This window comes from Sphaerisporangium sp. TRM90804 (genome assembly GCF_029846175.1).
GTDB lineage: Bacteria > Actinomycetota > Actinomycetes > Streptosporangiales > Streptosporangiaceae > Sphaerisporangium.
Map to the genome: position 1 here is coordinate 375235 of NZ_JARWAC010000007.1, position 21776 is coordinate 397010.

Genomic DNA, 21776 nt, shown 5'->3' on the forward strand with positions numbered 1-21776 from the left:
CCATGCCTCTCAGCATCAAGACGCTCGACCTGGCGGCGCAGAACGCGGGCGAACGGGCCCGGAAGGCGGGCGTGACGATCAGGGAACTCCGGGACCTGCCAGAAGCCCACGCCATGATCGAGCTGCTCACGGAGATCTGGGGCCGCCCGCTGATCACGGTGGAGTTCCTCCGGGCCCTGACCAGGGCGGGCAACTACGTCGCCGGCGCCTACGACGGAGGCCGGCTCGTCGGCGTCTGCATCGGCTTCCACGAGGAACCGGCGGCCCGCACCCTGCACAGTCACGTCGCCGGGGTCGCGCCCGGCCTTTCGGGCCGCGGTGTCGGCACGGCGCTCAAGCTGCATCAGCGCGCCTGGGCCCTCACCCGCGACATCCCCACGATCGAGTGGACCTTCGACCCGCTGGTGAGCCGCAACGCCCACTTCAACATCGTCAGGCTGGGGGCGCTCCCGGTGGAGTACCTCACGAACTTCTACGGCGCGATGCACGACGCCGTCAACGGCGCCGACGAGACCGACCGCCTGGTGGTGCGCTGGAGCCTGCTGTCCCCGAGGGTCGTCGCCGCCTGCTCGGGGACGCCGTTCGAGCGCCCGGCCCGCGGCCCGTCGAGCCGCCGGGTCGCGGCTCCGGCCGACATCGAGGCCCTGCGCGCCGGCGACGCGGCCGCCGCCGTGGCCTGGCGCCGCCGGCTCCGCGACGAACTGGCACCGCTGATGGCCGCCGGAGGTCGCGTCGTCGACTTCGACCGCGACCTCGGTTACCTCGTCGACCTGGAGAACTCATGAAACTGCGCGGAGTCGAACTGCGCCGTGTCTCGATGCCGCTCGTGTCGCCGTTCCGCACCTCGTTCGGCACCCAGACCGAGCGTGACATCCTGCTGGTCAAGGCGGTGACCGACGACGCCGAAGGCTGGGGCGAATGCGTCGCGCTGGCCGATCCGCTCTATTCGGCCGAGTACGTCGACTCGCAGCAGGACGTGCTGCGCCGCTTCCTGCTGCCGAGACTGGCCTCGCCCGAGGGGACGGCCGCGATCGCGCGTTCGGGCGCCGCCGCCGTCGCGGGCCTGCTGCGCGCGTTCAAGGGGCACCGCATGGCCAAGGCCGCGGTGGAGATGGCGATCCTCGACGCGGAACTGCGCGCGCTCGGCCGTTCGTTCGGCCGCGAGCTCGGCGCCGTCGCCGACCGCGTCCCCAGCGGCGTGTCGGTCGGCATCCACGACTCGATCCCCGCGTTGCTGTCCGCCGTCCAGGGCTATCTGGACGAGGGGTACGCCCGTATCAAACTGAAGATCGAACCGGGCTGGGACCTGGCCCCGGTGGCCGCCGTCCGCGAACGTTTCGGCGCCGAGGTGCTCCTTCAGGTCGACGCCAACACCGCCTACACCCTCCGCGACGCGAACCACCTGGCCAAGCTCGACGCGTTCGACCTGCTCCTGATCGAGCAGCCGCTGGAGGAGGAGGACGTCCTCGGGCACGCCGCGCTGGCGCGGCGACTGGCGACGCCGATCTGTCTCGACGAGTCCGTCGTGTCCGCGCAGACCGCCGCCGCGGCGATCACGCTCGGGGCGTGCCAGATCATCAACATCAAGCCCGGCAGGGTCGGCGGATACCTGGAGGCCAGGAAGATCCACGACCTGGCCGCCGCCCACGGGATCGCGGTCTGGTGCGGCGGCATGGTGGAGACGGGCCTCGGCCGCGCGGCGAACATCGCCCTGGCCGCCCTGCCCGGCTTCACGCTGCCCGGCGACGTCTCGGCCTCGGACCGCTTCTACCGCACGGACATCACCGAGCCCGTCGTCCTGGTGGACGGCCACGTCGCGGTGCCCACCGGCCCCGGCCTGGGTGTCGCCCCCATCCCCGAGCTGCTGGAGAGGGTGACCACGTCGACGGAGTGGATCGGTCTCTGACGTGCGCGTCTATACTGCCGGGCGTGAGTCAGCGACCGCGTGCCAGCCTCGGCCGGGTGCTCGACGACCTGGGCTCCACCCTTCTCGAACTCGTCGCCGGTGACGTCGGCCACCCGGAGGGCATCAGCGCCCTCGTCATCTTCGACCCCCTCGACGAACCCGTGCTCGCACCGCGCTCGCTGGTTCTGGGCGTCGGGGTCGTCCCGGACGCCGGCGCCCTGGTCCCGCTGCTGCGCTCGCTCGGTGCCCACGACACGGTGGGTCTGGTGGTCAGGGCCCCGGTCGCGCTGACCCCGCAGGTGCGGGCGGCGGTCCAGGAGAGCGGCGTGGCCCTGATCGGCCTGCGCCGAGGCGCCACGTGGGCGCAGCTCACCGCCCTCATCCGCGTGCTGCTCGCCGAAGACGACATCGGGGTCACCGGCCACGAGTCGCTCGGCGGTCTCCCGTCCGGCGACCTGTTCGCGGTGGCCAACGCCGTGTCCGCCCTGCTCGACGCCCCCATCACCATCGAGGACCGCAGCTCCCGTGTCCTCGCCTTCTCCGGCCGCCAGGACGAGGCCGACTCCTCCCGGGTGGAGACCGTCATCGGTCGCCAGGTGCCCGAGCGGTACGCCGCCCGGCTGACCGAGCTGGGCGTCTTCCGCGACCTGTACCGCCACCAGGCCCCGGTCGTCGTCAGGCCCCAGGACCTGGGGCCCGACGACGCCATGACGGTGCAACGCGTCGCCATCGCGGTCCGCGCCGGCGATGAGGTCCTCGGCTCGATCTGGGCCGCCATGGACGGCGAGGTCGACGCCGAACGCACCCAGGCCCTGCTCGACGCCTCCAAGCTGGTCGCGCTGCACCTGCTGCGGCTGCGGGCCAGCGCCGACGTCCAGCGGAGACTGCGCACCGACCTGATCGCCACGGTTCTGGAAGGCGGCACCGGGGCACGGGACGCGCTCGCCCGCCTCGGCCTGTCGGCCCGCCGTCTCGTCATCGTCGGCGCGGGCCTGCTGGCCGGGGACGACCACACGCACACCGACCTCGAACGACTCGGGGACGTGCTGTCGGTCCACCTGTCGGCGACGGTGCCGTCCAGCGCGGTGGCAGCCGTCAGCGGCACGGTCTACGGCCTGCTGCCTGTGGTCGTGACCTCGGGCAGCCCCGAACAGCGGGCCGCCCGGCTGGCCGCCGACTTCGTCGACCGGGTGGACGGCAACCTGCACGCGATCGTGGCGGTCGCCCCGGCCGGATCGGACATCAGCGGCATCGTCCACGGGAAGGCCCAGGCCGACCGCGTGCTGCGGGTGATGCGCGAAGGCCACACCAGCCTGCGGGTGGCCCAGCTCGACGACGTCCAGACGCTCGCCCTGCTCCTGGAGCTGCGCGACCTGGCCGCCTCCCGCGACGAGCGGCCCGGCGGCGCGATCGCCCGCCTGATGGAGTACGACGAACGCAACAACGCGGGGCTCATCGAATCGCTGGAGGCCTGGCTGGACGCCCTCGGCGACGTCGGCAAGGCCGCAGGCAACCTCTTCATCCACCCGAACACCCTGCGCTACCGGCTCAAACGCGTCGCCGAGGTCGGCGAGATCGACCTGACCGACCCGGAGCAGCGGTTCGCGGCGATGCTGCAACTGCGTATCCTGGCTCCCCGCTGACGGTGCCGACCGGTGACCGGTGACCGGTGGCTACGAGGTGAGCTTGAGCAGGAACTCCTCGACGATCTCGCCGCGCGCGTTGGAGAAGCCGCTGTCCTCGCCGTAGACGGTGAAGGCCGCCATCCGGTTGGCCTCGGGGTCCAGTTGATGCCGGTAGAACGCCGGAAGGTCGTCCTTGGTCATCGCACGCAGTACGAGATCGCTCACGCCGTGCCCTCCTCGCCGTCTTGCCCGCCCGAACCCCTCAGACCTCGAGTCACCAGAAGGGACCCGAGGTGAGTGAGCCGAGGGGAGAGTACCGGCGGGAACCGACAGACTCGGGGGACCCGACGATCACCTGAGGCGGCCGGCCGACGACGCTCCCCCGGCTCCCCGGAGGAGACGCCGCCGCATCGGCGCGGAGCTCTTACGGCTTGCGAACGTCTGGGTGCGGAACCGCCGTGGCGGCGGTGTCGCGTCGTACCCTCGGGCGGGTGAAGATCCTGCTCACCGGCGCGGCCGGGTTCATCGGAAGCCATGTGGCCGAAGCGCTCCAGGCCGCCGGCCACGACGTGATCGGCTTCGACCTGCGCACCGGCACCGACGTGCGGGACGACGCGGCGCTGGACGGGCCGCTGGGCCGGGTGGACGCCGTGGTGCACCAGGCGGCCAAGGTCGGGCTCGGTGTGGACGTGGCCGACCTGCCCGACTACGCGTCGGTGAACGTGTACGGCACCGCCGTGCTGCTGGCCGCGATGGCCCGTCACGGCGTGGCGAGGCTGGTGCTGGCCTCGTCGATGGTGGTGTACGGGGAGGGCGCCTACGACTGCGCCGGCCACGGCCGGGTGCGGCCGGGGCCGCGGGCGGCCGAGGATCTGGACCGGGGGGCCTTCGACCCGCGCTGCCCCCGATGCGGCGCCCCGGTGACGTGGGCCGTCATCGACGAGTACGCGCCGATGGATCCCCGCAACGCCTACGCCACCACGAAGCTCGCCCAGGAGCACCTGGCGGCGAACTGGGCGCGCGAGACCGGCGGCACCGCCGTCGCGCTGCGCTATCACAACGTGTACGGCCCGCGGATGCCCCGGGACACCCCGTACGCGGGGGTGGCGGCCATCTTCCGGTCGGCGCTGGAGGCGGGGCGCGCGCCACGCGTCTTCGAGGACGGCGGCCAGCGCCGCGACTTCGTCCACGTGCGGGACGTCGCCAGGGCGAACCTGGCCGCGCTGGGGCGCGGGGAACCGGGCTCGCTGACCGCCTACAACATCGCCAGCGGCGAGCCGCACACCGTGGGCGAGATGGCGGCCGCCCTCGCCGGGGGGCGCGGCGGGCCCGCGCCGGTGGTGACCGGCGACTACCGGCTGGGGGACGTACGCCATGTCGTGGCCTCGCCGGAGCGTGCCCGCGGCGAGCTGGGGTTCGCCGCGGAGGTCTCCTTCGCGGAGGGGATGACGGAGTTCGCCACCGCCCCGCTGGGATGACGCGCCCGAAGACGCACCTGGGATGACGCGTCCGGGACGCGCCTGCGATGACGCGCCGCGATGACCGCGCCCGCGATGACGTGGCGGTGTCGAAGGCGTGCCGCGGGGCGGCTCACCACGGCGAGACGACCAGGCCCTGCAGGAGCGATCCCATCACGACCTGGGCGGCCAGCCACCGTCTGCCGGGTGCCTGACTGGCGGCCAGGCCGATCCACAAGGCGTAGGGCACCCAGATGCGTTCCACTTCGCCCCGCGTCACGCCGCTGACGTCCAGCGCGAGCACCGCCACCAGGGCGGCGGCCACCAGGACGCGCGACCCGCCGGGGCCCAGCCGCGCCAGGCCCACGGCGGTGGCCGGGCCGGTGAGCATGGCCAGCACTCCAAGGTTGGCGAACAGGAAGTACAGGTAGGGCCGGGCGGCTCCGGGGTCGGCCGCCCACTCGGCATGGGTGGCCAGCACCCCGGCGGGCCACAGGAAGCCCGCGGCGGCGAAGGCGGCGGTCACCGTCGCGGCACCGGCCAAGGCCGCGAGCACGGCCTCGCGCGGCACCCGGGCGGCGACCGCCGCGGCCACGGGGATGAGCAGGTAGGGGACCAGGCCGTAGCTCAGGTACGGCAGCGAGCCGAGCAGCACCCCGGCCCCCAGACCCCAGCAGAGCCTTCGCGCGGTCCGGCCGCGTCCGCCGCGCGGCACTCGGGCGCCGTACCCCCGGCGGGCCCTTCGCCCGGTCCCGCCGCGTCCGCCGAGGACCAGGAGTGCCACCCCCCACGCGCCCACCCCGGCGAAGAAGGCGTCCATGCTGGTGGCGATCCAGACCGAGGCCGGGGTCAGCGCCAGGTACGGCAGCGCCCGGCGGGCCGCCCGCTCCCCGCCCAGCTCCCGCACGGTCAGCGCGATCGCCATGGTGGCCGAGCAGCCGGTCGCGACGATCAGCAGCGACGCCCACAGCGGCCCGGACGGCCCGAGCGCGGCCAGCGACCAGAGCACCAGGACGGGCAGCGGCGGGTGGCCGCGCACGTGGGTGGGATAGTCCGGCAGGTGCCGGGTGAAGGTGGCCAGCCAGCCCAGCGGGTCGTCGCCGACCAGGGGCAGCACCGCCGGATACTCCTGCGGGTGGGTCATCGGGGCGGCCGGCCCGTCGGCGGAGACGGACAGCAGGACCGTCCAGGCCAGCGCGCAGCCGTACGACACGAGCAGGGCGCCGCCGAACCCCAGCCGCGCCGTGAGGACGGGCAGGAACAGGACGGCGGCGCCTCCGAACGCGACGGCGGGCAGCAGCGTGAGGGTCAGCACGCGGAAGTGCCCGTGCAGCGGCGGCAGGTGGTCGATGGTGAGCACGCCGAGCGCGTGCAGGATCGCGCCGGTCGCGAAGGACACGGCGATCAACGACGCCCAGATCCAGAGCGCGCGTGCCGTCCTGCCGTCACGGGTGGAGTTCACGGTTGGAAGGCCCCGCGCCATGACCGTGGAATCGGGCGGTGGTGAAATGTCGGGAACCTCCGGTGAGGAACTAGGCAAAAAGTGTTCCCTCTCCCTTTGATTCGCTGCCCCGAGTCGTGGACCGCGTTCCCAAGGTAGAGCCGAACCGGCCACACGCCGGATACGCGTCACCACTTTGTAAGAGGTGATCGGCGCTTCCTGGCCTAGCCTCGAAGTCATGAAGATCGACGTGGTGTTGCCATGTCTGGACGAGGAGGCCGCGCTCTCCTGGGTGCTCGACCGGATGCCGCGTGGCTATCGCCCGATCGTGGTCGACAACGGCTCCACCGACGGCTCGGCCCGTGTCGCCGCCGAGCACGGCGCGCTGGTGGTGAGCGAGCCGCGACGCGGGTTCGGCGCCGCCTGCCACGCCGGGCTGCTGGCCTCGGACGCCGAGGTCGTGTGTTTCATGGACGCCGACGCGTCGCTCGACCCTGGCCAGCTGCCCCGGGTGGCCGGCCCGGTCCTGGCGGGCGAGAGCGACCTCGTCCTCGGGCGTCGGGCGCCTCACGCCGGGCCGGTGCACGCGCGGGTCGCCAACGCCGTGCTGGCCGCGCGCCTGCGGCGCCGCATCGGCGCCCCGCTGCGCGACCTGGGCCCGATGCGCGCCTGTAGACGCGCGGAGCTGGTCGAGCTGGGCCTGGCCGACCGCCGGTTCGGCTACCCGCTGGAGATGGTGCTGCGCGCGGACGCCGCCGGCTGGCGGATCACCGAGGCCGAGGTCGACTACCTGCCGCGCGTGGGACGCTCCAAGGTGACCGGCACCGTGCGCGGCACCCTCCGGGCGATCGCCGACATGCGCCGCGTCATGGGGGAGACGACATGAGCGCCGCGCAGATCGTGGTGATCGCCAAGGAGCCGGTGGCCGGGCGGGTGAAGACCCGCCTGACCCCGCCGTTCACCCCCGCCCAGGCCGCTCACCTGGCGGCGGCCGCCCTGCGGGACACGCTGCACGCCGTGGCCGCGACACCGGTCGACCGGCGGGTGCTCGCGCTCGACGGGCGCCCGGGGTCCTGGCTGCCGTACGGCTTCACGGTGATCCCCCAGCGCGGCGACGGCCTCGACCAGCGTCTGGCGGCCGCCTTCGAGGAGGCCCACCGGCTGCGTCCGCTGCCGGTGATCCTGATCGGCATGGACACGCCCCAGGTCACCCCGGGGCTGCTGAACACCGCCGTCACCCTGCTGGCCTCGCACGACGCGGTCTACGGACCGGCGGCGGACGGGGGCTTCTGGCTGCTCGGGCTGCGCCGCCCGGACCCCTCCCTGCTGCTCGGCGTGGCGATGTCACGGCCCTCCACCGGCGCCGCCCAACTGCGACGCCTGCACGAGGCGGGGCTGGACGTCGCCCACCTGCCGGAGCTGGCGGACGTCGACACCGCCGCCGACGCCTTCCACGTCGCGTCCCGAGCGCCCGGATCCCGCTTCGCCGCGGCTCTGGCGGCGATCAGGGCGGAAGTCCCCCGAAGCGGCGCGGCGATGCCGGTCGCCGCCGACACCGGTTGAGGGCGAGCGGTCGTGAACAGCTTCGGCGACGCCCTGATCGGTGACTGGCATCGCGCCGTCTACGCCGCGGTCAAGGCGACGACGTTGTTCCTCACCGCCGTGGTGGCGTTCCGGCTCACCGAACGCCGGACCATGGCGGAGTTCGCCCCGTTCGACTGGGTCGCCGCGGTCGCGGTCGGCGCCATCGTGGGACGCACCGCCACCGCGACCGACGCCTCCTGGCTGACCGGCGCCGCCGCGCTGCTGGCCCTGCTCGCCGCGCACGCGGCCATCACCAGGCTGCGGTTCCTGCCGGGCGTCAGCCGTCTGGTCGACCCGCCGCTGCGGATTCTGATCCACGACGGGGACGTCGACCGGCGCGCCCTGCGCCGTTGCGGACTCACCGATGCCGACCTCGACGCCGTGCTCCACCAGCACGGCCACCACGGCCCGGCCGGCATCCATCTCGCGATCTTCGAGACGAAAGGCGCCGTCTCCATCCTGCCCGCCCCTCCGTCCGCCCCGCCTCCACCCGGCGGCGGTGGCACCGGCCTTCGGCCACGCCGTTGAAGGGCGGGGGAATGCGGCGCGTGAGGGCCTGGCTGCGAGGGGACGAGCGGCCACCGGGCCCGTTCCGCCCGGAGTTCTGGCGCAGCCCGCTGCGAGGGCCGTGGCTGACGTCGGTGTTCGGCCTGGTGCTGCTGGTGGGGATTTCGATCATGGCCCTCACGGGCCTGCTCTCCTATGCCGCCTACAATCCGCGGCTGCCCGGCAACGACATCACCCCGGAGAGAGGGCTGCTGGGCTTCTACCTCTTCGACTGGCCGACCGATCCGGTCTGGCTGTACCGGCTCAACCAGGGAGTACACGTCATCCTCGGGCTGACCCTGGTGCCGGTGCTGCTCGCCAAGCTGTGGTCGGTGATCCCCAGGCTGTTCAGCTGGCCGCCCGCCCGTTCTCCCGCCCAGCTGCTGGAGCGGGCCAGCCTGCTGCTCCTGGTCGGCGGGGCGGTCTTCCAGTTCGTCACCGGCATCCTGAACATCCAGCTGTTCTACGTCTTCCCGTTCTCCTTCTATCCGGCGCACCTGTACGGCGCCTGGATCTTCCTGGCCGCGCTCGCGGCACACGTCGTACTCAAACTGCCCCGGGTGATCACCGCGCTGCGGTCCCGCGGGTTCCGCCAGGAGCTGCGCACCGGCCTGCGCGACACCCGCCCGGAACCGCCCGACCCGGACGGGCTGGTGCCGGTCGCCCCGGCGGCGCCCACCATGTCCCGGCGCGGCGCGCTGGCCTTCGTCGGCGGCGGTTCGCTGACGGTGTTCGGCCTGTCCGTCGGCCAGACCCTCGACGGGCCGCTGCGCGGCACCGCGCTGCTGGCCCCGCACGGCCGCACGTACGGTCCGGGCCCGAACGACTTCCAGGTGAACAAGACCGCCGCCAGCCTGGGGATCGGTGCGGCCGAGACAGGTCCCGGCTGGCGGCTGGCCCTGACCGGGCCGCGTCCCGTGCGGCTGTCGCGCGCTGACCTGCTGGCCCTGCCGTCGCACACCCACCGGCTGCCGATCGCCTGCGTGGAGGGCTGGTCCACCGAGCAGGAGTGGACCGGTGTACGGCTGGCCGACCTGGCCCGGCTCGCCGGGGCCGAGGACGGGACCGGTGTCTTCGTCCGGTCGCTTCAGCGCGGCGGTGTGTTCAGCCACGCGTCGCTGAGCGCCCGTCAGGTGGCCGACCCGCGCTCGATGCTGGCCCTGCGGGTGAACGGCGCCGACCTGTCGCTGGACCACGGCTTCCCGGCCCGGATCATCGTGCCCGGCGCCCCCGGTGTGCACAACACCAAGTGGGTGCGCGAACTCGACTTCCGGTCGTTCTCGTGACCCGCCGCGAGCGCTGGGCGCGCCGGTGGGCGACCACGTACGGCGCCGGACCGGGGCACCTGCTCACGCTGGCCGTGTGCCTGGCGGTGGCCGGGTACGCCGCCACCCGGGTGCTCGCCGCCGGGATATGGGTGGGGTTCCTGCTGTGGTTCGTCGGCGCCGTGATCCTCCACGACCTGGTGCTGCTCCCGCTCTACTCCTTCGCCGACACCGCCGTCCAGTCACGGTCGCGGCCGCCGGCGCCGCCACCCGGGACACCGCCCGCCGGCCGGTGGCCGCCGCCGGTCAACTTCGTGCGAGTGCCGGCCGCGCTGTCGGGCCTGCTGCTGCTCGTCTGGTTTCCGGTCATCCTGCGCGCCTCGGAGCACGAGTACCGGGAGGCGACGGGGCTGAGCACCATCCCGTACCTCGGGCGATGGCTGCTGGTGACCGTGCTGTTCTTCGCCGCCTCGGGCCTGCTGTACGCGCTGCGGCTCCGCGCCGCCCGGCGGACGTCCCGGTGAGCCCGGGCGGCCGCGTCGCCTCGCCGTGTTCTCGCGCCGCGAACCCGAAAACTCCGTGCTTTCGACGCATTGCCGCGTGGCGGCGTGAACAGGGGGTGCGCGTCACCGGTTCGTAAGAGTTCACGGCGCCTGTCGGCGGTAACGTCGCTGCATGATCGTTGTTTGTCGCTTTAACTCCTTGAAGCCCCATTGTGGCCATGAAGGCTCCGGACGAAATCTGCCGCGAATCGAGGGATATTTCGGCGTTTTCCCGGAAAGCGGGAAAGCCGCATGATCGGTGCCCTCTACGAAGACTCTCTGAGGGGAGGACGCGTGACCATCGAATCCTCCGACGGCCGCGTCCGGCCACTCGCCGCCGCGTCCTGGCTGCGGCCCATCGAGGGGGACGAGCACATCCTCGCCCGGTGCGACGGGCCGACCCTCGACGTCGGCTCGGGGCCCGGCAGGCTGACCGTGGCGCTCACCCGGATGGGAGTCCCGGTGCTGGGCATCGACATCAGTCCGCTGGCCGTCAGCCTGACACGGCGCGCCGGCGGCCTGGCCCTGCACAGAAGCGTCTTCGACCCGCTTCCCTCTACCGGCCGGTGGTCCACGGCGTTGCTGGCCGACGGCAACATCGGCATCGGCGGCGACCCGAAGGCCCTGTTGCGGCGTCTGCGGGAGCTGGTCAGGCCGGGCGGGACGGTGATCGCCGAGCTCTCCCCGCCCGGCTCGCCGAGCGGGGTGGAACGCCTGCGGCTGCGCCGCGACGAACGGACCGGCGACTGGTTCGCCTGGGCCACCGTCTCCGTCGACGACATCCGCTCGCTCGCCCGGCCCTGCGGATTCACCGCCGTCGAGTGCCGGCGGGAGGCCGGGCGATGGTTCGCTAGCCTGAGCTGACGCCGGTGTCGCGAGAGGGGCTTCGGTTCAGGCGTAGAGGAACCAGAACGACGAGGTGCCGCCGCCGGGATACTCGGTGGAGCAGCGGAAGGACGTCCACCAGCCCCACTGGATGCCCAGATTGCCGCCGTTGTAGCAGTCGGACTGCAGGTAGTAGGCGTAACGGATGCTTTCGGCCTGGGCGGGGGCGGCGGTCATGGACAGCAGCACGCCGGTGGCCAGGGCGGCGGAGACGAGTAGGGCCCGGAGTTTGCGCATCCCATTCCTCCAAGGGGCTCGCGCGGGGAGGTGTAGCGGACAGTCCGCTGACCGGCTCACGCTTAGGTGAGCCGTCCTCGCACTATGACACCGGGGATGCTGCGCTGAACACGGCTCCGGCTCCTTCGCCGGAGGGGACGGCACCTGACGACGGCCGATGGGCGGGGCGGCGCGCGCGGGACCTGAAACATTCACCCCGAGCCCGCCGCGCGGGCCGCGACGAGTGCCCTGGTGGATCGCCCACCGGGCGCGACGGGCGCCGGGGAGCGTGTGCCCGGCGGGCGAGGGAGGGCACCCGCCGGGCACGTGGGCGTACGGTCAGATCCTGCCGACGCCTGCCCCGGTGGTGACGATCGTCCGCACGGTGTTCGGGTCGTCCAGGGTGTAGCTGTAGTAGATGCTCGGCTCCTGCACGGTGCCGCCGCAGTCGGGCCGGCCCGACTCGTTGACGAAGACGTTGGCGCGCGCGACGCACCTGCCGGTGGGGCCGGCGTAGGAGTCGGTGACCGGCTCCTCGACGCGGTCGAAGTAGTTGCCCTCGACCACGCAGCCGGCGTTGGCCTGGCAGGCCACCCCGACGTCGGTGTTGTAGTAGTAGTAGTTGTTGAACACGTGCACCGGCTCGCCGAACCGCACGCGGGGGTTGCGCTGCGGCGTCTGGTTGAACCAGTTGTGGTGGTAGCTCACCTTCAGCCGGCCGATGTCCTGCGCGCCCGCGCCGTCGTCGTGGCCGAGCAGCATGTTCTTGGTGTGGTTGTGCAGGTGGTTCCACGACACGGTGACGTAGGACGAGCCGCGCTTGATGTCGATCAGCCCGTCGTAGCCGCTCGCCAGGTCGTTGTGGTCGATCCACACGTGGTGGGAGAACATCTGCACGTTGATCGAGTCGTCGCTCGCGTCACGGAACGACAGGTTTCGGATGATCACGTTGTGCACGGCGTTCGCCGGCGGCGAGGTGATCGCGTCGTCCGGCGGGAGGCCGATGTTGAGCCCGCCGCCGCTGATGCCGGCGTCAGAGCCGATGCCCACGATCGACTTGTCGGAGGATACGTCGTACATCCCGGCCGGGACGGTGATCGTGCCGCGCACGCAGATGTTCAGCGGTCCGGCCTGCCCGATCGCGGAGATCAGCTCGGCGGCCGTGTCGACCTCGACGGTGGGACCGCCGGCGCCGCCGGTGGTGCCGTTCTGACCCCAGGCGTTGACCGAGGCGAAGCCGACGGGCGCCCCGGAGGTGGTGCACCGGCCCGGCGGGGGCGGCGACACGGTCGGGGTGACCGGCGGCTCGCTGGGCCCGCCGACGTCCGTCACCAGCACGTCGTCGAACGAGGCGCTGGCGTAGTAGCCCGCCAGCCCGGCGCGGCCGGAGGCGTAGGACGTGTCGGTCGCCGAGACGACCTGCACGTTGTTCACGAAGCCGCGCAGCGTCGTGCCGAACGCCTCCAGCCTCAGCGTGTACCACGTGCCGGGGGTCACCGTCGCGGGGGCCGAGGCGAGGGTGACCGGGGAGCCGCCGGTCCGCTTGCCGAGGATGACCGAGCCGGAGTTGCCGAGCCCGAGGAAGTAGTACGCGCTGGTGCTCTGCGCGCGGGCGAGCACCGCCGCGTACCGGCCGCCGCCGTTGAACGCGATCGGCTTGACCCGCGCCTGCACCGCCTGGTCCGACCATCCCGCGCCGGCCACCGCGCGGGCGTCCGAGCTGGTGCCGGTCTGCCGGAGCACCCGCGAGCCGTCGGAGACCACCGACCAGCTACCTCCGGACCTCGACCAGCCCGCGCTGTCGCCGTCCTCGAAGTCGTCGCCGAACAGCGTCGCGGCCGACGCGCCGGGCACCGCGACCAGTGCCGTCAGCCCGATCAGGGCGGTCATCACGGTCGTCACCAGCACGGCGAGCATCGAGCCGGTGCCGCGCTCCTTGTCTCTTCGCACGGGAACCTCCGGTGAGGAAGCGCTGTCCAACTTCCCCGCACTTGTACGTCCGGCAAAAGGTGAGGGCAAGAGAGCCGGTCGACCGCCGAGTCGATGCATACAACGGAACGGCGTCCTGCCACATGAAACGCATCCAGGCACGACTCAACAGAAAATGAAAGTTTCACGCGAACGCCCGCACCGACGGCCACCACGCCGGCCGGGATGTCGTTCGTCACGCATGGCCGTTCCGGGATTGTGACCCGCGGCCCCGGTCACCGGCGGTATGACTTGAGGAGAGGTCGCCGAGGCGGGGGAGGGCCGATGGACGAGGCGCGTGTGGACGCCTACCTGGCGCGCATCGGGGCCGCGCGGCCGGAGGCCGCCGACTTCGAGGGGCTGTGTGAGCTGCAGCGTGCCCACCTGTACGCGGTGCCGTTCGAGAACCTCAGCATCCACCTCGGGGAGCCGATCGTGCTGGAGGAGGCCGCGCTGGTCGAGAAGATCGTCGACCGGCGGCGGGGCGGCTTCTGCTACGAGCTCAACGGCGCCTTCGGCGCGCTGCTGACGGCGCTCGGCTACCGGGTGACGCTGCTGTCGGCCAGGGTCTTCAACGAAGACCGGGTGGGCGTCCCGTTCGACCACCTGGCGCTACGCGTCGACCTCGACGGGCCGCTGCTGGCCGACGTCGGGTTCGGCATGTTCAGCGAGCGTCCGCTGCGCCTGGACGCCGTCGGCGAGCAGCGCGACCCCAACGGCGTGTTCCGGCTCATCCGCCACGGCGACCACGGCGAGGTCGACGTCTTCCTCGACGACCGGCCCGAGTACCGCCTCGACACCCGGCCGTACCAGCTGCGCGACTTCCGGCCGACCTGCTGGTGGCAGCAGACCTCGCCGGAGTCGCATTTCAGCAGGTCCCTCACCTGCTCGCTGCCCACCGAGTCGGGCCGGGTCACCCTGAGCGGCACCAGGCTGATCCACACGGTCGACGGCGAGCGGCGCGAGCGGGTCGTCGAGGGCGACCGCGACCTGCTGGAGGCCTACCGGCGGTACTTCGGCATCGTCCTCGACCGCGTGCCCGCCGTCGCCGCGCGCACGTGAGGAGGGCTCACTCCGCGGGCGCGGGCGGCCGCACCGGGCAGGCCGGCACGGCCGCCAGCAGGCTCGCGAGCTGCGCGGCGCCGGTCTGGGCGTAGTCGCGGTAGCAGTTGTTCATCAGCGCGTGCGTGCTCGACGTCTCCCCGGCCAGCTCGCACAGCCGCGGCACCCACTCGCGCAGCTCCTCGGCGGAGTACCGGTAGCCGAACCGCTGGTAGATGTCATGGCTCGTCCACTTCTCGCTGCGGCCGTGGAACCGGACGATCCCCAGGCCGGCGGTGGCCGCCGCCACCGGCGGTATCGAGCAGGGATGCCCCTGCGGCATGTCCACGCACACGTACGGGATGGCGTAGGAGCGCAGGAAGTCCAGCGTCCCGGCCCGGTTCTCCTCGGTCATCCACGTCCGGTTCCGGAACTCGACGGAGATCGGCAGCGGGTCGCAGCGCCTCTTGCACTCCAGGATGTAGTGCCTGTTCCGCCTGCCGGCGGGGAACCAGCGGGGGAACTGGAACAGCACCGCGCCGAGCTTGCCGGCCTCGCGCAGCGGCAGCAGCGCGGACACGAACCGCTCCCACACCTGGTCGACGACGGCGGCGTCCAGCTCGTGCGCGTACAGGTTCCTCCCGTCCCGCCCGGCGCGCTCCCGCAGGTCCCGGGGCAGGGCCGCCGGGCGGGTGGGGTGCGTGGTGAGCAGCGAGAACGCCTTGACGTCGAAGACGAAACCCTCCGGGGTCCTGTCCGCCCACAGCCGCGCGGTGTGCTCGGCGGGCAGGGCGTAGTAGGTGGCGTCCACCTCCACGACCGGGAAGCGCCCGGCGTAGTGGCGCAGGCGCAGCTCCGGCGTCGTGGCGTCCGGCGGGTACCAGCCGGACCCCAGCAGCGTCTTGTCGGTCCACGAGGCCGTGCCGACGAGGATCTCCCCCATGCCGCCCTCAGGGGGTGCGGCGGCCGGCCCGCCGGGGTGTGATGTGGTAGGTCTCCCCCCGCGCGATGTAGTGCACCTTCCCGGCCAGGCCGAGGCGGTTGACGTGGTGCCGGAAGTCGTCCAGGCCCGAGGTGAACGCCTCGTAGTCGTCGTAGTGCACCGGCAGGACGAGGTCCGGGTCGATCATCTCGACCCAGTGCGCGCCCTGCATGCCGTCCATGGTGACCATGACCTGGCCGAGGATCTTGGTGCCGCCCAGGTGGACGAGGCCCACGTCGATGTCGGGGAAGCGCTCGGGGATCGCCTCCAGGCGCTCGTCCAGGAGGGTGTCGCCGCTGATGTGCATGCGCAGGTCGGGGGCCGCGCCGGCGTCGCCGAACCCCAGCATGGCGCCCATCACCGGCGGCAGCATCCGGTCGACGGCGCCCGGTCCGTGCCGTCCCGGCAGCGCGGTGATCACGAGGCTGTGGTCGCCCCGGCGCAGCACCCGCTCCTGCCAGGTCTCCAGGCCGACGGCGTTGTGGAACCCCTGCCTTCTCAGCCGCCGCGCGGCGTGCGGCGTGGTGAAGATCGGCAGCTTGCGGTCGAGCCCCCGGCGCGCCACGCGGTCCCAGTGGTCGCCGTGCATGTGCGACAGCACCACCGCGTCCAGCGGCGGCAGCCGGTACACGTCCATGGCGGGGTCGGTGCGCCTTCGCGTGCTGATCCCCCACCCCAGGTACGCCCGCTGGCCGCGGTGCAGGAAGTTGGGGTCGGTCAGCAGGGTGAAACCGTGGCTGCGGATGATCGTGGTGGCGTTCCCGACGAAGTACACGCTGGCTTCTGGTGAGTCGGACATCGCGGTCCCTCTCCGTTCGTCCTGCCACTTCAGGTTAACCACCAGGCAGAACGCCCCCGGGGGCCGGGGCGACGGCGACGCCGGACCCCCTCACGGGGCGAGGAAGACCGTCTCCCCCTCCCCCTGCAGCCGCACGTCGAACCGGTAGGCGTCCGGCCCGTCCGGGCGGGCGACCAGCGTGGCCCGGCGCGCCGGCTCCAGGGTGTCGAGCAGGGGGTCGGGGCCGTCCGCGAGGTAGACCCGCGTGAGCACCGGCCGCAGCAGGCCCCGCGCGAAGACCAGCAGAGCGAGGTACGGCCCGCTGGGACGCGCCGTACGGAACCGGTACGAACCATCGGGCGCGGTGGCGCACCGCCCGAACCCGGACGCGCCCGTGCCGGTCCGCCGCAGGGTGCCGCGGGTGCCGTTCACGCCCGTCCAGATCTCCAGCAGCGCGTCCGGCACCGGCTCCCCCGCGCCGTCCAGCACCCTCCCGGTGATCTGGACGGCCGCCGGGTCGTCCTCGCCCACCAGTTCGTGGCCCCCGTCGTACGGCAGGGCGCGGCCGAAGAACGGCCCGACCGTCTGGGAGGGGGTCTGCGAGGGCGGCATCAGGACTCCAGGGGGGTGCTGCCGAGTACGACGTCGAACTGGTAGCCGAGGGCCCATTCGGGCTCGGTCACGTCCAGGTCGAACCGGGCGACCAGCCGTTCGCGCGCAGCGGGGTCGGGGACGGACTGGAAGATCGGGTCGAACGGGAACAACGGGTCCCCGGGGAAGTACATCTGGGTGACCAGGCGCTGCGTGAACGCCGTCCCGAACACCGAGAAGTGGATGTGCGCCGGACGCCACGCGTTCTGGTGGTTGCGCCAGGGATAGGCCCCCGGCTTGATCGTCGTGAACCGGTAGCGGCCGTCGTCGTCGGTCAGGCACCGCCCCGCGCCCGAGAAGTTCGGGTCCAGCGGCGCCGGGTGCCGGTCCACGTCGTGGTGGTAGCGGCCGGCCGCGTTGGCCTGCCACAACTCCACCAGCGTGCCGCGCACGGGGCGCCCGCCGGAGTCGAGCACCCGGCCGGTGACGACGATGCGCTCGCCGATCGGCTCGCCGTCGTGCCGCCTCGTCAGGTCGGCCTCCAGGGGGTCGACCTCGTGGTGGCCGAACACCGGGCTGGTCAGCTCGACCGCCTCGGGGTCCTGCTTGGCCGTGACCGGCGGCAGCGACGGCGCCCGCAGCACGGTGCTGCCGTAGGCGGGGCTGAGGTACGGAGGGTGGACGTCGGGCGGGGGAGTCATGGCGTGCCTCCGGCGGCGGTCGGGGGGCGGGGGGTCACTCGGCCGCCCCGTAGGGAAGGCCCACGTAGTTCTCGGCCAGCGTCGCCGCCGCCGCCTCCGACGAGGTCACGTAGTCCAGGTGGGAGAGCTGCAGGCGGTGCCCGTAGGCGTCGTCGGAGTCGAAGGTGTGCAGCAGCGTCGTCATCCACCACGAGAAGTGCTGCGCCCGCCACACCCGTTTCAGGCACGCGTCGGAGTAGCCGTCCAGCAGGTCGGCCGAGCCGGTCTCGTACCAGTGGGCGAGCGCGCGGGTCAGCAGCCGGACGTCGGCGACGGCCAGGTTGAGGCCCTTGGCGCCGGTCGGCGGCACGATGTGCGCGGCGTCCCCGGCGAGGAAGAGGCGGCCGTACCGCATGGGCTCGGCGACGTAGCTGCGCATCGGCGTCACGCTCTTGTCGACGATCTCCCCGGTGGACAGCTCGAAGCCCGGGACGGTCTCCAGCCGCGTCTTCAGCTCCGCCCAGACGCGCGTGTCGGGCCACGCGGCGACGTCCTCGTCCGGGGGGACCTGCAGGTAGAAGCGGCTGATCTCGGGGGAGCGCATGCTGTGCAGGGCGAAGCCGCGGTCCGTGCGTGCGTAGATCAGCTCCTCGGTGGACGGCGGCACCCGGGCGAGCACGCCGAGCCAGGCGAACGGGTACTCCCGCTCGTAGGCGGTCAGCACCCCCGGCGGGATCGTCTGCCGGGACACCCCGTGGAAGCCGTCGCAGCCGGCGATGACGTCGCAGTCGAGCCGCTGCCCGCCGAAGGTGACGTAAGGCCGGTCGGTGTCGGCCGCATGCGGCATGACGTCGTCCACCTCGAACCGGATGTCCGCCCCGTCCTTGAGGCGTGCGGCGATCAGGTCCTTGACGACCTCCTGCTGGCCGTACACCGTGATCGCGCGGCCCGGGACGAGCTTCTCGAACGCCACGCGGTGCCCGGCCCCGCCGAACCGCAGCTCGATGCCGTGGTGAAGGAGCCCCTCGCGCAGCAGCCTGTCGCCCACGCCCGCCTCGACCAGCGTGTCGACCGTGCCCTGTTCCAGCACCCCGGCCCGCACCCGGGCCTCGGCGTGGGCGCGGCTGCGCAGCTCCAGCACCACCGACTCGATGCCGCGCAGGTGCAGCAGGTGGGACAGCAGCAGCCCGGCGGGCCCGGCGCCGATGATCGCGACCTGAGTGCGCATGGCACGAGCATCGTGTGCGCGGCCGGTGCCGAACGAGCCTTGCCTTCCGCTCAGCGGAAGGGAACTGCCAGAATCCCGGATAGGCGGCCCGGGTCACCGTGCCGCGGCCCGCCTCGCGCCCCCCAGGAGGTCCGGATGTCCGGCGGATCCGGCGAGCCCGGACGTTCGGTGACGTCCCGCGTCCTCGCGGTCCTCGGCGCGTTCGACACCGGCCACCAGGAGCTCACGCTCACCGACATCGCGCGGCGCAGCGGGCTCGCCCTGACCACCGCGCACCGGCTGGTGCGCGAGCTGGAGGGCTGGCAGGCGCTGAGCCGCGGCGACGACGGTCGCTACCACGTCGGCCTGCGCCTGTGGGAGCTGGGGCAGCTCGGCTCCGGCCGGCTGCGCGAGGTCGCGCACCCGTGGCTGCAGGAGCTGTTCGGCGCCACGGGGGAGAACGTCCACCTGGCCGTCCGCGACGGGCTGGAGGTGCTCTATGTGGACAAGGTGTACGGGCGGCGCGCCGTGCCCATCCTGTCCCGCACCGGCACCCGGCTGCCCATGCACCCCACGGGCGTCGGCAAGGCGCTGCTCGCCTACGAGACCGAGTGGTTCATCGGCTCCTACCTGGCGCGGAAGCTGGAGCGGCCGACCCCGCACACCGTCACCGAGCCCGGGCGGCTGGCGCGCGAGCTGGCGTCCGTGCGGGCGCGGGGGTACGCGCTCACCTACGAGGAGATGACGCTGGGCTCGTGCTCGGCCGCGGCGCCCATCATGGTGGACGGCCGCCCGGTGGCGGCCGTCGGCGTCGTCCTGTCGTCCCGGCGGGCGCGGGAGCTGCCGCGGCTCGTCGAGCCCCTGCTCGACGGCGCGCGGCAGATCGCCCGCGCCTACGGCGAACGGGGCTGACGCGAGACCGTCAGGTGACCGAGAACAGCCGCCGCAGGTGGCGGAGCTGGGCCTCACGCTGGCGGGACGTGCCGCCCTCGTGGCCGTTCCACGGCCACACGGTGATCTCCTTCTCGCCGGCCCAGTGGTTGTGGGCGGCGAACACCGTGGAGGGCGGGCACACCCAGTCCATCAGCGCCACCGAGTACAGGGCGGGGACGCGGGCCCGCGCGGCGAAGTTGAGGCCGTCGAAGTACGACAGCGTGCGGAACACCTGCTCCGCGCTGTCGTGCTGGGTGGCGAGGAACCGGACGAGCTCCTGGTACGGCTCGCGGTCGGTGATCTCGACGGCGCGCCGGAAGTGCGTCAGGAACGGCACGTCGATCAGTGCCGCCCGCACCTTCGGCTGCAGGGCGGCGACCGCCTGGGCGATGCCGCCGCCCTGGCTGATCCCGGCGACCGCGATCCTCTCGGCGTCCACCGCGGGGTGGGAGGCGGCCACGTCGACGGCGCGCACCGCGTCGGTGAAGACCCGCCGGTAGTAGTACTGCTCGGGGCTGGCTATACCGCGGGTCATCATCCCCGGCGCCTCGGCGTTGTCGCCGCCGTACGGGTCGCCGGTGGAGCCCGGGCTGGTGGGGGCGGTCGCGCCCTGGCCGCGGGTGTCCACCACGAGCACCGCGAAGCCGGCCGCCGCCCACACCGTGTGGTCGATCGGCAGGCCGCGCCCGCCGCCGTAGCCGATGTACTGCACCACACACGGCACGTTCGTAGCGTCCGCGGGCACCAGCATCCACGCCCTGATCGGATGGCCGCCCCACCCGGCGAAGGTGGTGTCGTACACCCGCACGGCGCTCAGCGGAGCGTCGTACGGGGCGAAGTCGGGCGCGAGGTCGTGCGAGGACGCCTCGTCCAGCGTCTTGGCCCAGAAGGCGTCGAAGTCGGCGGGCTCGTCGCGCTCGGGACGATACTCGCGGAGGCTTTCCAGGGACATGTCGAAAAAGGCCATCACCACTCCAGACGTATCGGGGACGCATGGTATCGGCGGGATCCCCACAGGCTCACGCCGGTTCGTACCCGACGGTGGACGTCCGGCAACGGGCCGCTGCGGGGGAGTCGACGGCGCCCCCCGTGGCGCCGCCCGTGAGCCCGCCCGCCTAGCGCGGCGCCGGGGCCAGGTAGAGCCCGGCGAGATCCCGCGCCGTCGCCTCCATGCGCCCGCGCAGCTCGGGCGGCTCCAGTACCTCGACCAGCGCGCCCAGCTTCATGAACTCCGTGTGGGCGTGGGTGAGCGACTCGATGGGCACCACCGCGGTCACCCAGCCGTCCGCGTCCGGCGCGCCGGCGGTCCGGTCGACGGCGCCGGCCACCGCCGAGCTCAGCACCTCTCTCACGCGGGCGCGGCCGGCCGGGGAGAGCCGTAGGGTGGCCTCCCCCTGGAACAGGCGCTCGTGGAAGCCGGCCAGGAACTCGCGCCAGTAGACGGCCACGTCGAAGTCGTGTGGCCGTTCGAACGTCTCCTCCAGCACCGTGAGCCCGGTGATGTGCTGGACGCGGTACGTGCGGACCCGCTCGCCGCCGCGTGCCACCAGGTACCACTTGCCGCCCTTGATCACGACGGCGTACGGCTCCAGCGTCCGCGCCGCCTCGGGGGACTCCTTCCAGCTCCGGTAGCTCATCAGGACGCGGCGCTGGTTCCACACCGCCTCGGCGATCGCGGTGAGGTGGACGGGGCGGTCGCCGTCGTAGTACCAGCCGTGCGGGTCGAGGTGGAAGCGCTCCTGGACCCGCGACGCCCGATCACGCAGCTCCTCCGGAAGCGCCGCCCGCACCTTGAGCTGCGCCGCCGCCACCGCGGCCCCCAGGCCCAACTCGGCGGCCGGGCCGGGCATGCCCGTGAGGAACAGCGCCTCGGCCTCCTGCCCGGTCAGCCCGGTCAGCCGGGTGCGGTAGCCGTCCACCAGGCGGTAGCCGCCGGACGGCCCCGCGTCGCCGTACAGCGGGACGCCCGCCGCGTGCAGGGACTCCATGTCGCGGTAGATGGTGCGCACCGACACCTCCAGCGTGCCCGCCAGCTCCCGCGCGGTCAGCCGCCCCCGGGTCTGCAGGAGGAGAAGGATGGACAGGAGGCGGCTCGCACGCATATCGCTGACAGTAGATGGCAGTGCGGC

General features: G+C 72.9%; 23 protein-coding genes. 12 read left to right on the forward strand and 11 right to left on the reverse strand.

Going from position 1 to position 21776, the window contains the following annotated elements; genetic code table 11:
* The first annotated feature begins 2 nt into the window (after window positions 1–2).
* The 3 genes from PYR91_RS09145 to PYR91_RS09155 are packed head-to-tail and all read left to right on the forward strand — an operon-like array spanning window position 3 to window position 3549.
* Window positions 3–785 carry a GNAT family N-acetyltransferase gene (locus tag PYR91_RS09145; RefSeq protein WP_279778932.1) on the forward strand — a complete coding sequence of 261 codons (783 nt, stop codon included), beginning with the start codon at window positions 3–5 and terminating at the stop codon, window positions 783–785.
* On the forward strand, window positions 782–1906 hold the full coding sequence (menC, locus tag PYR91_RS09150) for an o-succinylbenzoate synthase (protein ID WP_279778933.1): 1125 nt from the start codon (window positions 782–784) through the stop codon (window positions 1904–1906). Before PYR91_RS09145 ends, menC begins: the two co-directional genes overlap by 4 nt.
* Before the next feature lie 23 nt (window positions 1907–1929).
* Window positions 1930–3549, forward strand: a complete 1620-nt coding sequence (locus tag PYR91_RS09155; protein ID WP_279778934.1) for a helix-turn-helix domain-containing protein — start codon at window positions 1930–1932, stop codon at window positions 3547–3549.
* Window positions 3550–3579: 30 nt separating this feature from the next.
* Here the strand turns inward: PYR91_RS09155 and PYR91_RS09160 are convergent, their stop codons facing one another.
* Complete coding sequence (locus tag PYR91_RS09160; protein ID WP_279778935.1) at window positions 3580–3756, reverse strand: hypothetical protein; 177 nt, start codon at window positions 3754–3756, stop codon at window positions 3580–3582.
* Between the two features lie 266 nt (window positions 3757–4022).
* Between PYR91_RS09160 and PYR91_RS09165 the strand changes: the two genes are divergently transcribed.
* Entirely contained in the window at window positions 4023–5009 is a 987-nt protein-coding gene (locus PYR91_RS09165; RefSeq protein WP_279778936.1) for an NAD-dependent epimerase/dehydratase family protein, read from the forward strand.
* 112 nt (window positions 5010–5121) lie between these two features.
* Here PYR91_RS09165 and PYR91_RS09170 read toward each other — a convergent pair whose 3' ends face one another.
* Entirely contained in the window at window positions 5122–6450 is a 1329-nt protein-coding gene (locus PYR91_RS09170) for a hypothetical protein (protein WP_279778937.1), read from the reverse strand.
* Window positions 6451–6667: 217 nt separating this feature from the next.
* On the opposite strand from PYR91_RS09170, the gene PYR91_RS09175 reads away from it, so the two are divergent.
* The 6 genes from PYR91_RS09175 (at window position 6668) to PYR91_RS09200 (ending at window position 11230) form a co-directional block, all read left to right on the forward strand.
* Window positions 6668–7315, forward strand: a complete 648-nt coding sequence (locus PYR91_RS09175) for a glycosyltransferase family 2 protein (RefSeq protein WP_279778938.1) — start codon at window positions 6668–6670, stop codon at window positions 7313–7315.
* Window positions 7312–7992, forward strand: a complete 681-nt coding sequence (locus PYR91_RS09180) for a TIGR04282 family arsenosugar biosynthesis glycosyltransferase (protein WP_279778939.1) — start codon at window positions 7312–7314, stop codon at window positions 7990–7992. The genes PYR91_RS09175 and PYR91_RS09180 overlap by 4 nt, the downstream gene beginning before the upstream one ends.
* A gap of 12 nt (window positions 7993–8004) precedes the next feature.
* A complete protein-coding gene (locus tag PYR91_RS09185; protein WP_279778940.1) occupies window positions 8005–8541 on the forward strand; it encodes a YetF domain-containing protein in 537 nt (178 codons plus the stop codon).
* An 11-nt stretch (window positions 8542–8552) separates the two neighbouring features.
* Complete coding sequence (locus PYR91_RS09190; RefSeq protein ID WP_279778941.1) at window positions 8553–9845, forward strand: molybdopterin-dependent oxidoreductase; 1293 nt, start codon at window positions 8553–8555, stop codon at window positions 9843–9845.
* Window positions 9842–10348, forward strand: coding sequence for a hypothetical protein (locus tag PYR91_RS09195; protein ID WP_279778942.1), 507 nt, complete (start codon window positions 9842–9844; stop codon window positions 10346–10348). Before PYR91_RS09190 ends, PYR91_RS09195 begins: the two co-directional genes overlap by 4 nt.
* Window positions 10349–10660: 312 nt before the next feature.
* The gene (locus tag PYR91_RS09200) at window positions 10661–11230 is read left to right on the forward strand and encodes a methyltransferase domain-containing protein (RefSeq protein ID WP_279778943.1); all 570 of its coding nucleotides are present in this window, start codon (window positions 10661–10663) and stop codon (window positions 11228–11230) included.
* Between the two features lie 27 nt (window positions 11231–11257).
* Here PYR91_RS09200 and PYR91_RS09205 read toward each other — a convergent pair whose 3' ends face one another.
* Window positions 11258–11488 carry a hypothetical protein gene (locus tag PYR91_RS09205; RefSeq protein WP_279778945.1) on the reverse strand — a complete coding sequence of 77 codons (231 nt, stop codon included), beginning with the start codon at window positions 11486–11488 and terminating at the stop codon, window positions 11258–11260.
* Between the two features lie 318 nt (window positions 11489–11806).
* On the reverse strand, window positions 11807–13417 hold the full coding sequence (locus tag PYR91_RS09210) for a hypothetical protein (RefSeq protein WP_279778948.1): 1611 nt from the start codon (window positions 13415–13417) through the stop codon (window positions 11807–11809).
* A 303-nt stretch (window positions 13418–13720) separates the two neighbouring features.
* Here PYR91_RS09210 and PYR91_RS09215 point away from each other — a divergent pair, with 303 nt between their 5' ends.
* Complete coding sequence (locus tag PYR91_RS09215) at window positions 13721–14497, forward strand: arylamine N-acetyltransferase (protein WP_279778949.1); 777 nt, start codon at window positions 13721–13723, stop codon at window positions 14495–14497.
* Window positions 14498–14504: 7 nt separating this feature from the next.
* Here PYR91_RS09215 and PYR91_RS09220 read toward each other — a convergent pair whose 3' ends face one another.
* The 5 genes from PYR91_RS09220 to pobA all read right to left on the reverse strand — a co-directional run bounded on the left by PYR91_RS09220 (window position 14505) and on the right by pobA (window position 18735).
* Window positions 14505–15419 carry a DUF72 domain-containing protein gene (locus PYR91_RS09220; protein WP_279778950.1) on the reverse strand — a complete coding sequence of 305 codons (915 nt, stop codon included), beginning with the start codon at window positions 15417–15419 and terminating at the stop codon, window positions 14505–14507.
* A 7-nt stretch (window positions 15420–15426) separates the two neighbouring features.
* A complete protein-coding gene (locus tag PYR91_RS09225; RefSeq protein WP_279778951.1) occupies window positions 15427–16257 on the reverse strand; it encodes an MBL fold metallo-hydrolase in 831 nt (276 codons plus the stop codon).
* A gap of 90 nt (window positions 16258–16347) precedes the next feature.
* A complete protein-coding gene (locus PYR91_RS09230; RefSeq protein WP_279778954.1) occupies window positions 16348–16848 on the reverse strand; it encodes a protocatechuate 3,4-dioxygenase subunit alpha in 501 nt (166 codons plus the stop codon).
* Window positions 16848–17528: a protocatechuate 3,4-dioxygenase subunit beta gene (gene pcaH / locus PYR91_RS09235; RefSeq protein ID WP_279778955.1), complete on the reverse strand. Its 681-nt coding sequence runs from the start codon at window positions 17526–17528 to the stop codon at window positions 16848–16850. The genes PYR91_RS09230 and pcaH overlap by 1 nt, the downstream gene beginning before the upstream one ends.
* 34 nt (window positions 17529–17562) lie before the next feature.
* Window positions 17563–18735 carry a 4-hydroxybenzoate 3-monooxygenase gene (gene pobA / locus PYR91_RS09240; protein WP_279778957.1) on the reverse strand — a complete coding sequence of 391 codons (1173 nt, stop codon included), beginning with the start codon at window positions 18733–18735 and terminating at the stop codon, window positions 17563–17565.
* A 135-nt stretch (window positions 18736–18870) separates the two neighbouring features.
* On the opposite strand from pobA, the gene PYR91_RS09245 reads away from it, so the two are divergent.
* Window positions 18871–19626 (forward strand): IclR family transcriptional regulator, encoded by a 756-nt coding sequence (locus PYR91_RS09245; protein WP_279778958.1) that lies wholly within the window; start codon window positions 18871–18873, stop codon window positions 19624–19626.
* 10 nt (window positions 19627–19636) lie between these two features.
* Here the strand turns inward: PYR91_RS09245 and PYR91_RS09250 are convergent, their stop codons facing one another.
* Both PYR91_RS09250 and PYR91_RS09255 read right to left on the reverse strand, forming a co-directional pair.
* Entirely contained in the window at window positions 19637–20614 is a 978-nt protein-coding gene (locus PYR91_RS09250) for an acetylxylan esterase (RefSeq protein ID WP_279778960.1), read from the reverse strand.
* A 148-nt stretch (window positions 20615–20762) separates the two neighbouring features.
* Complete coding sequence (locus PYR91_RS09255) at window positions 20763–21749, reverse strand: WYL domain-containing protein (RefSeq protein WP_279778963.1); 987 nt, start codon at window positions 21747–21749, stop codon at window positions 20763–20765.
* Between the last annotated feature and the right edge of the window lie 27 nt (window positions 21750–21776).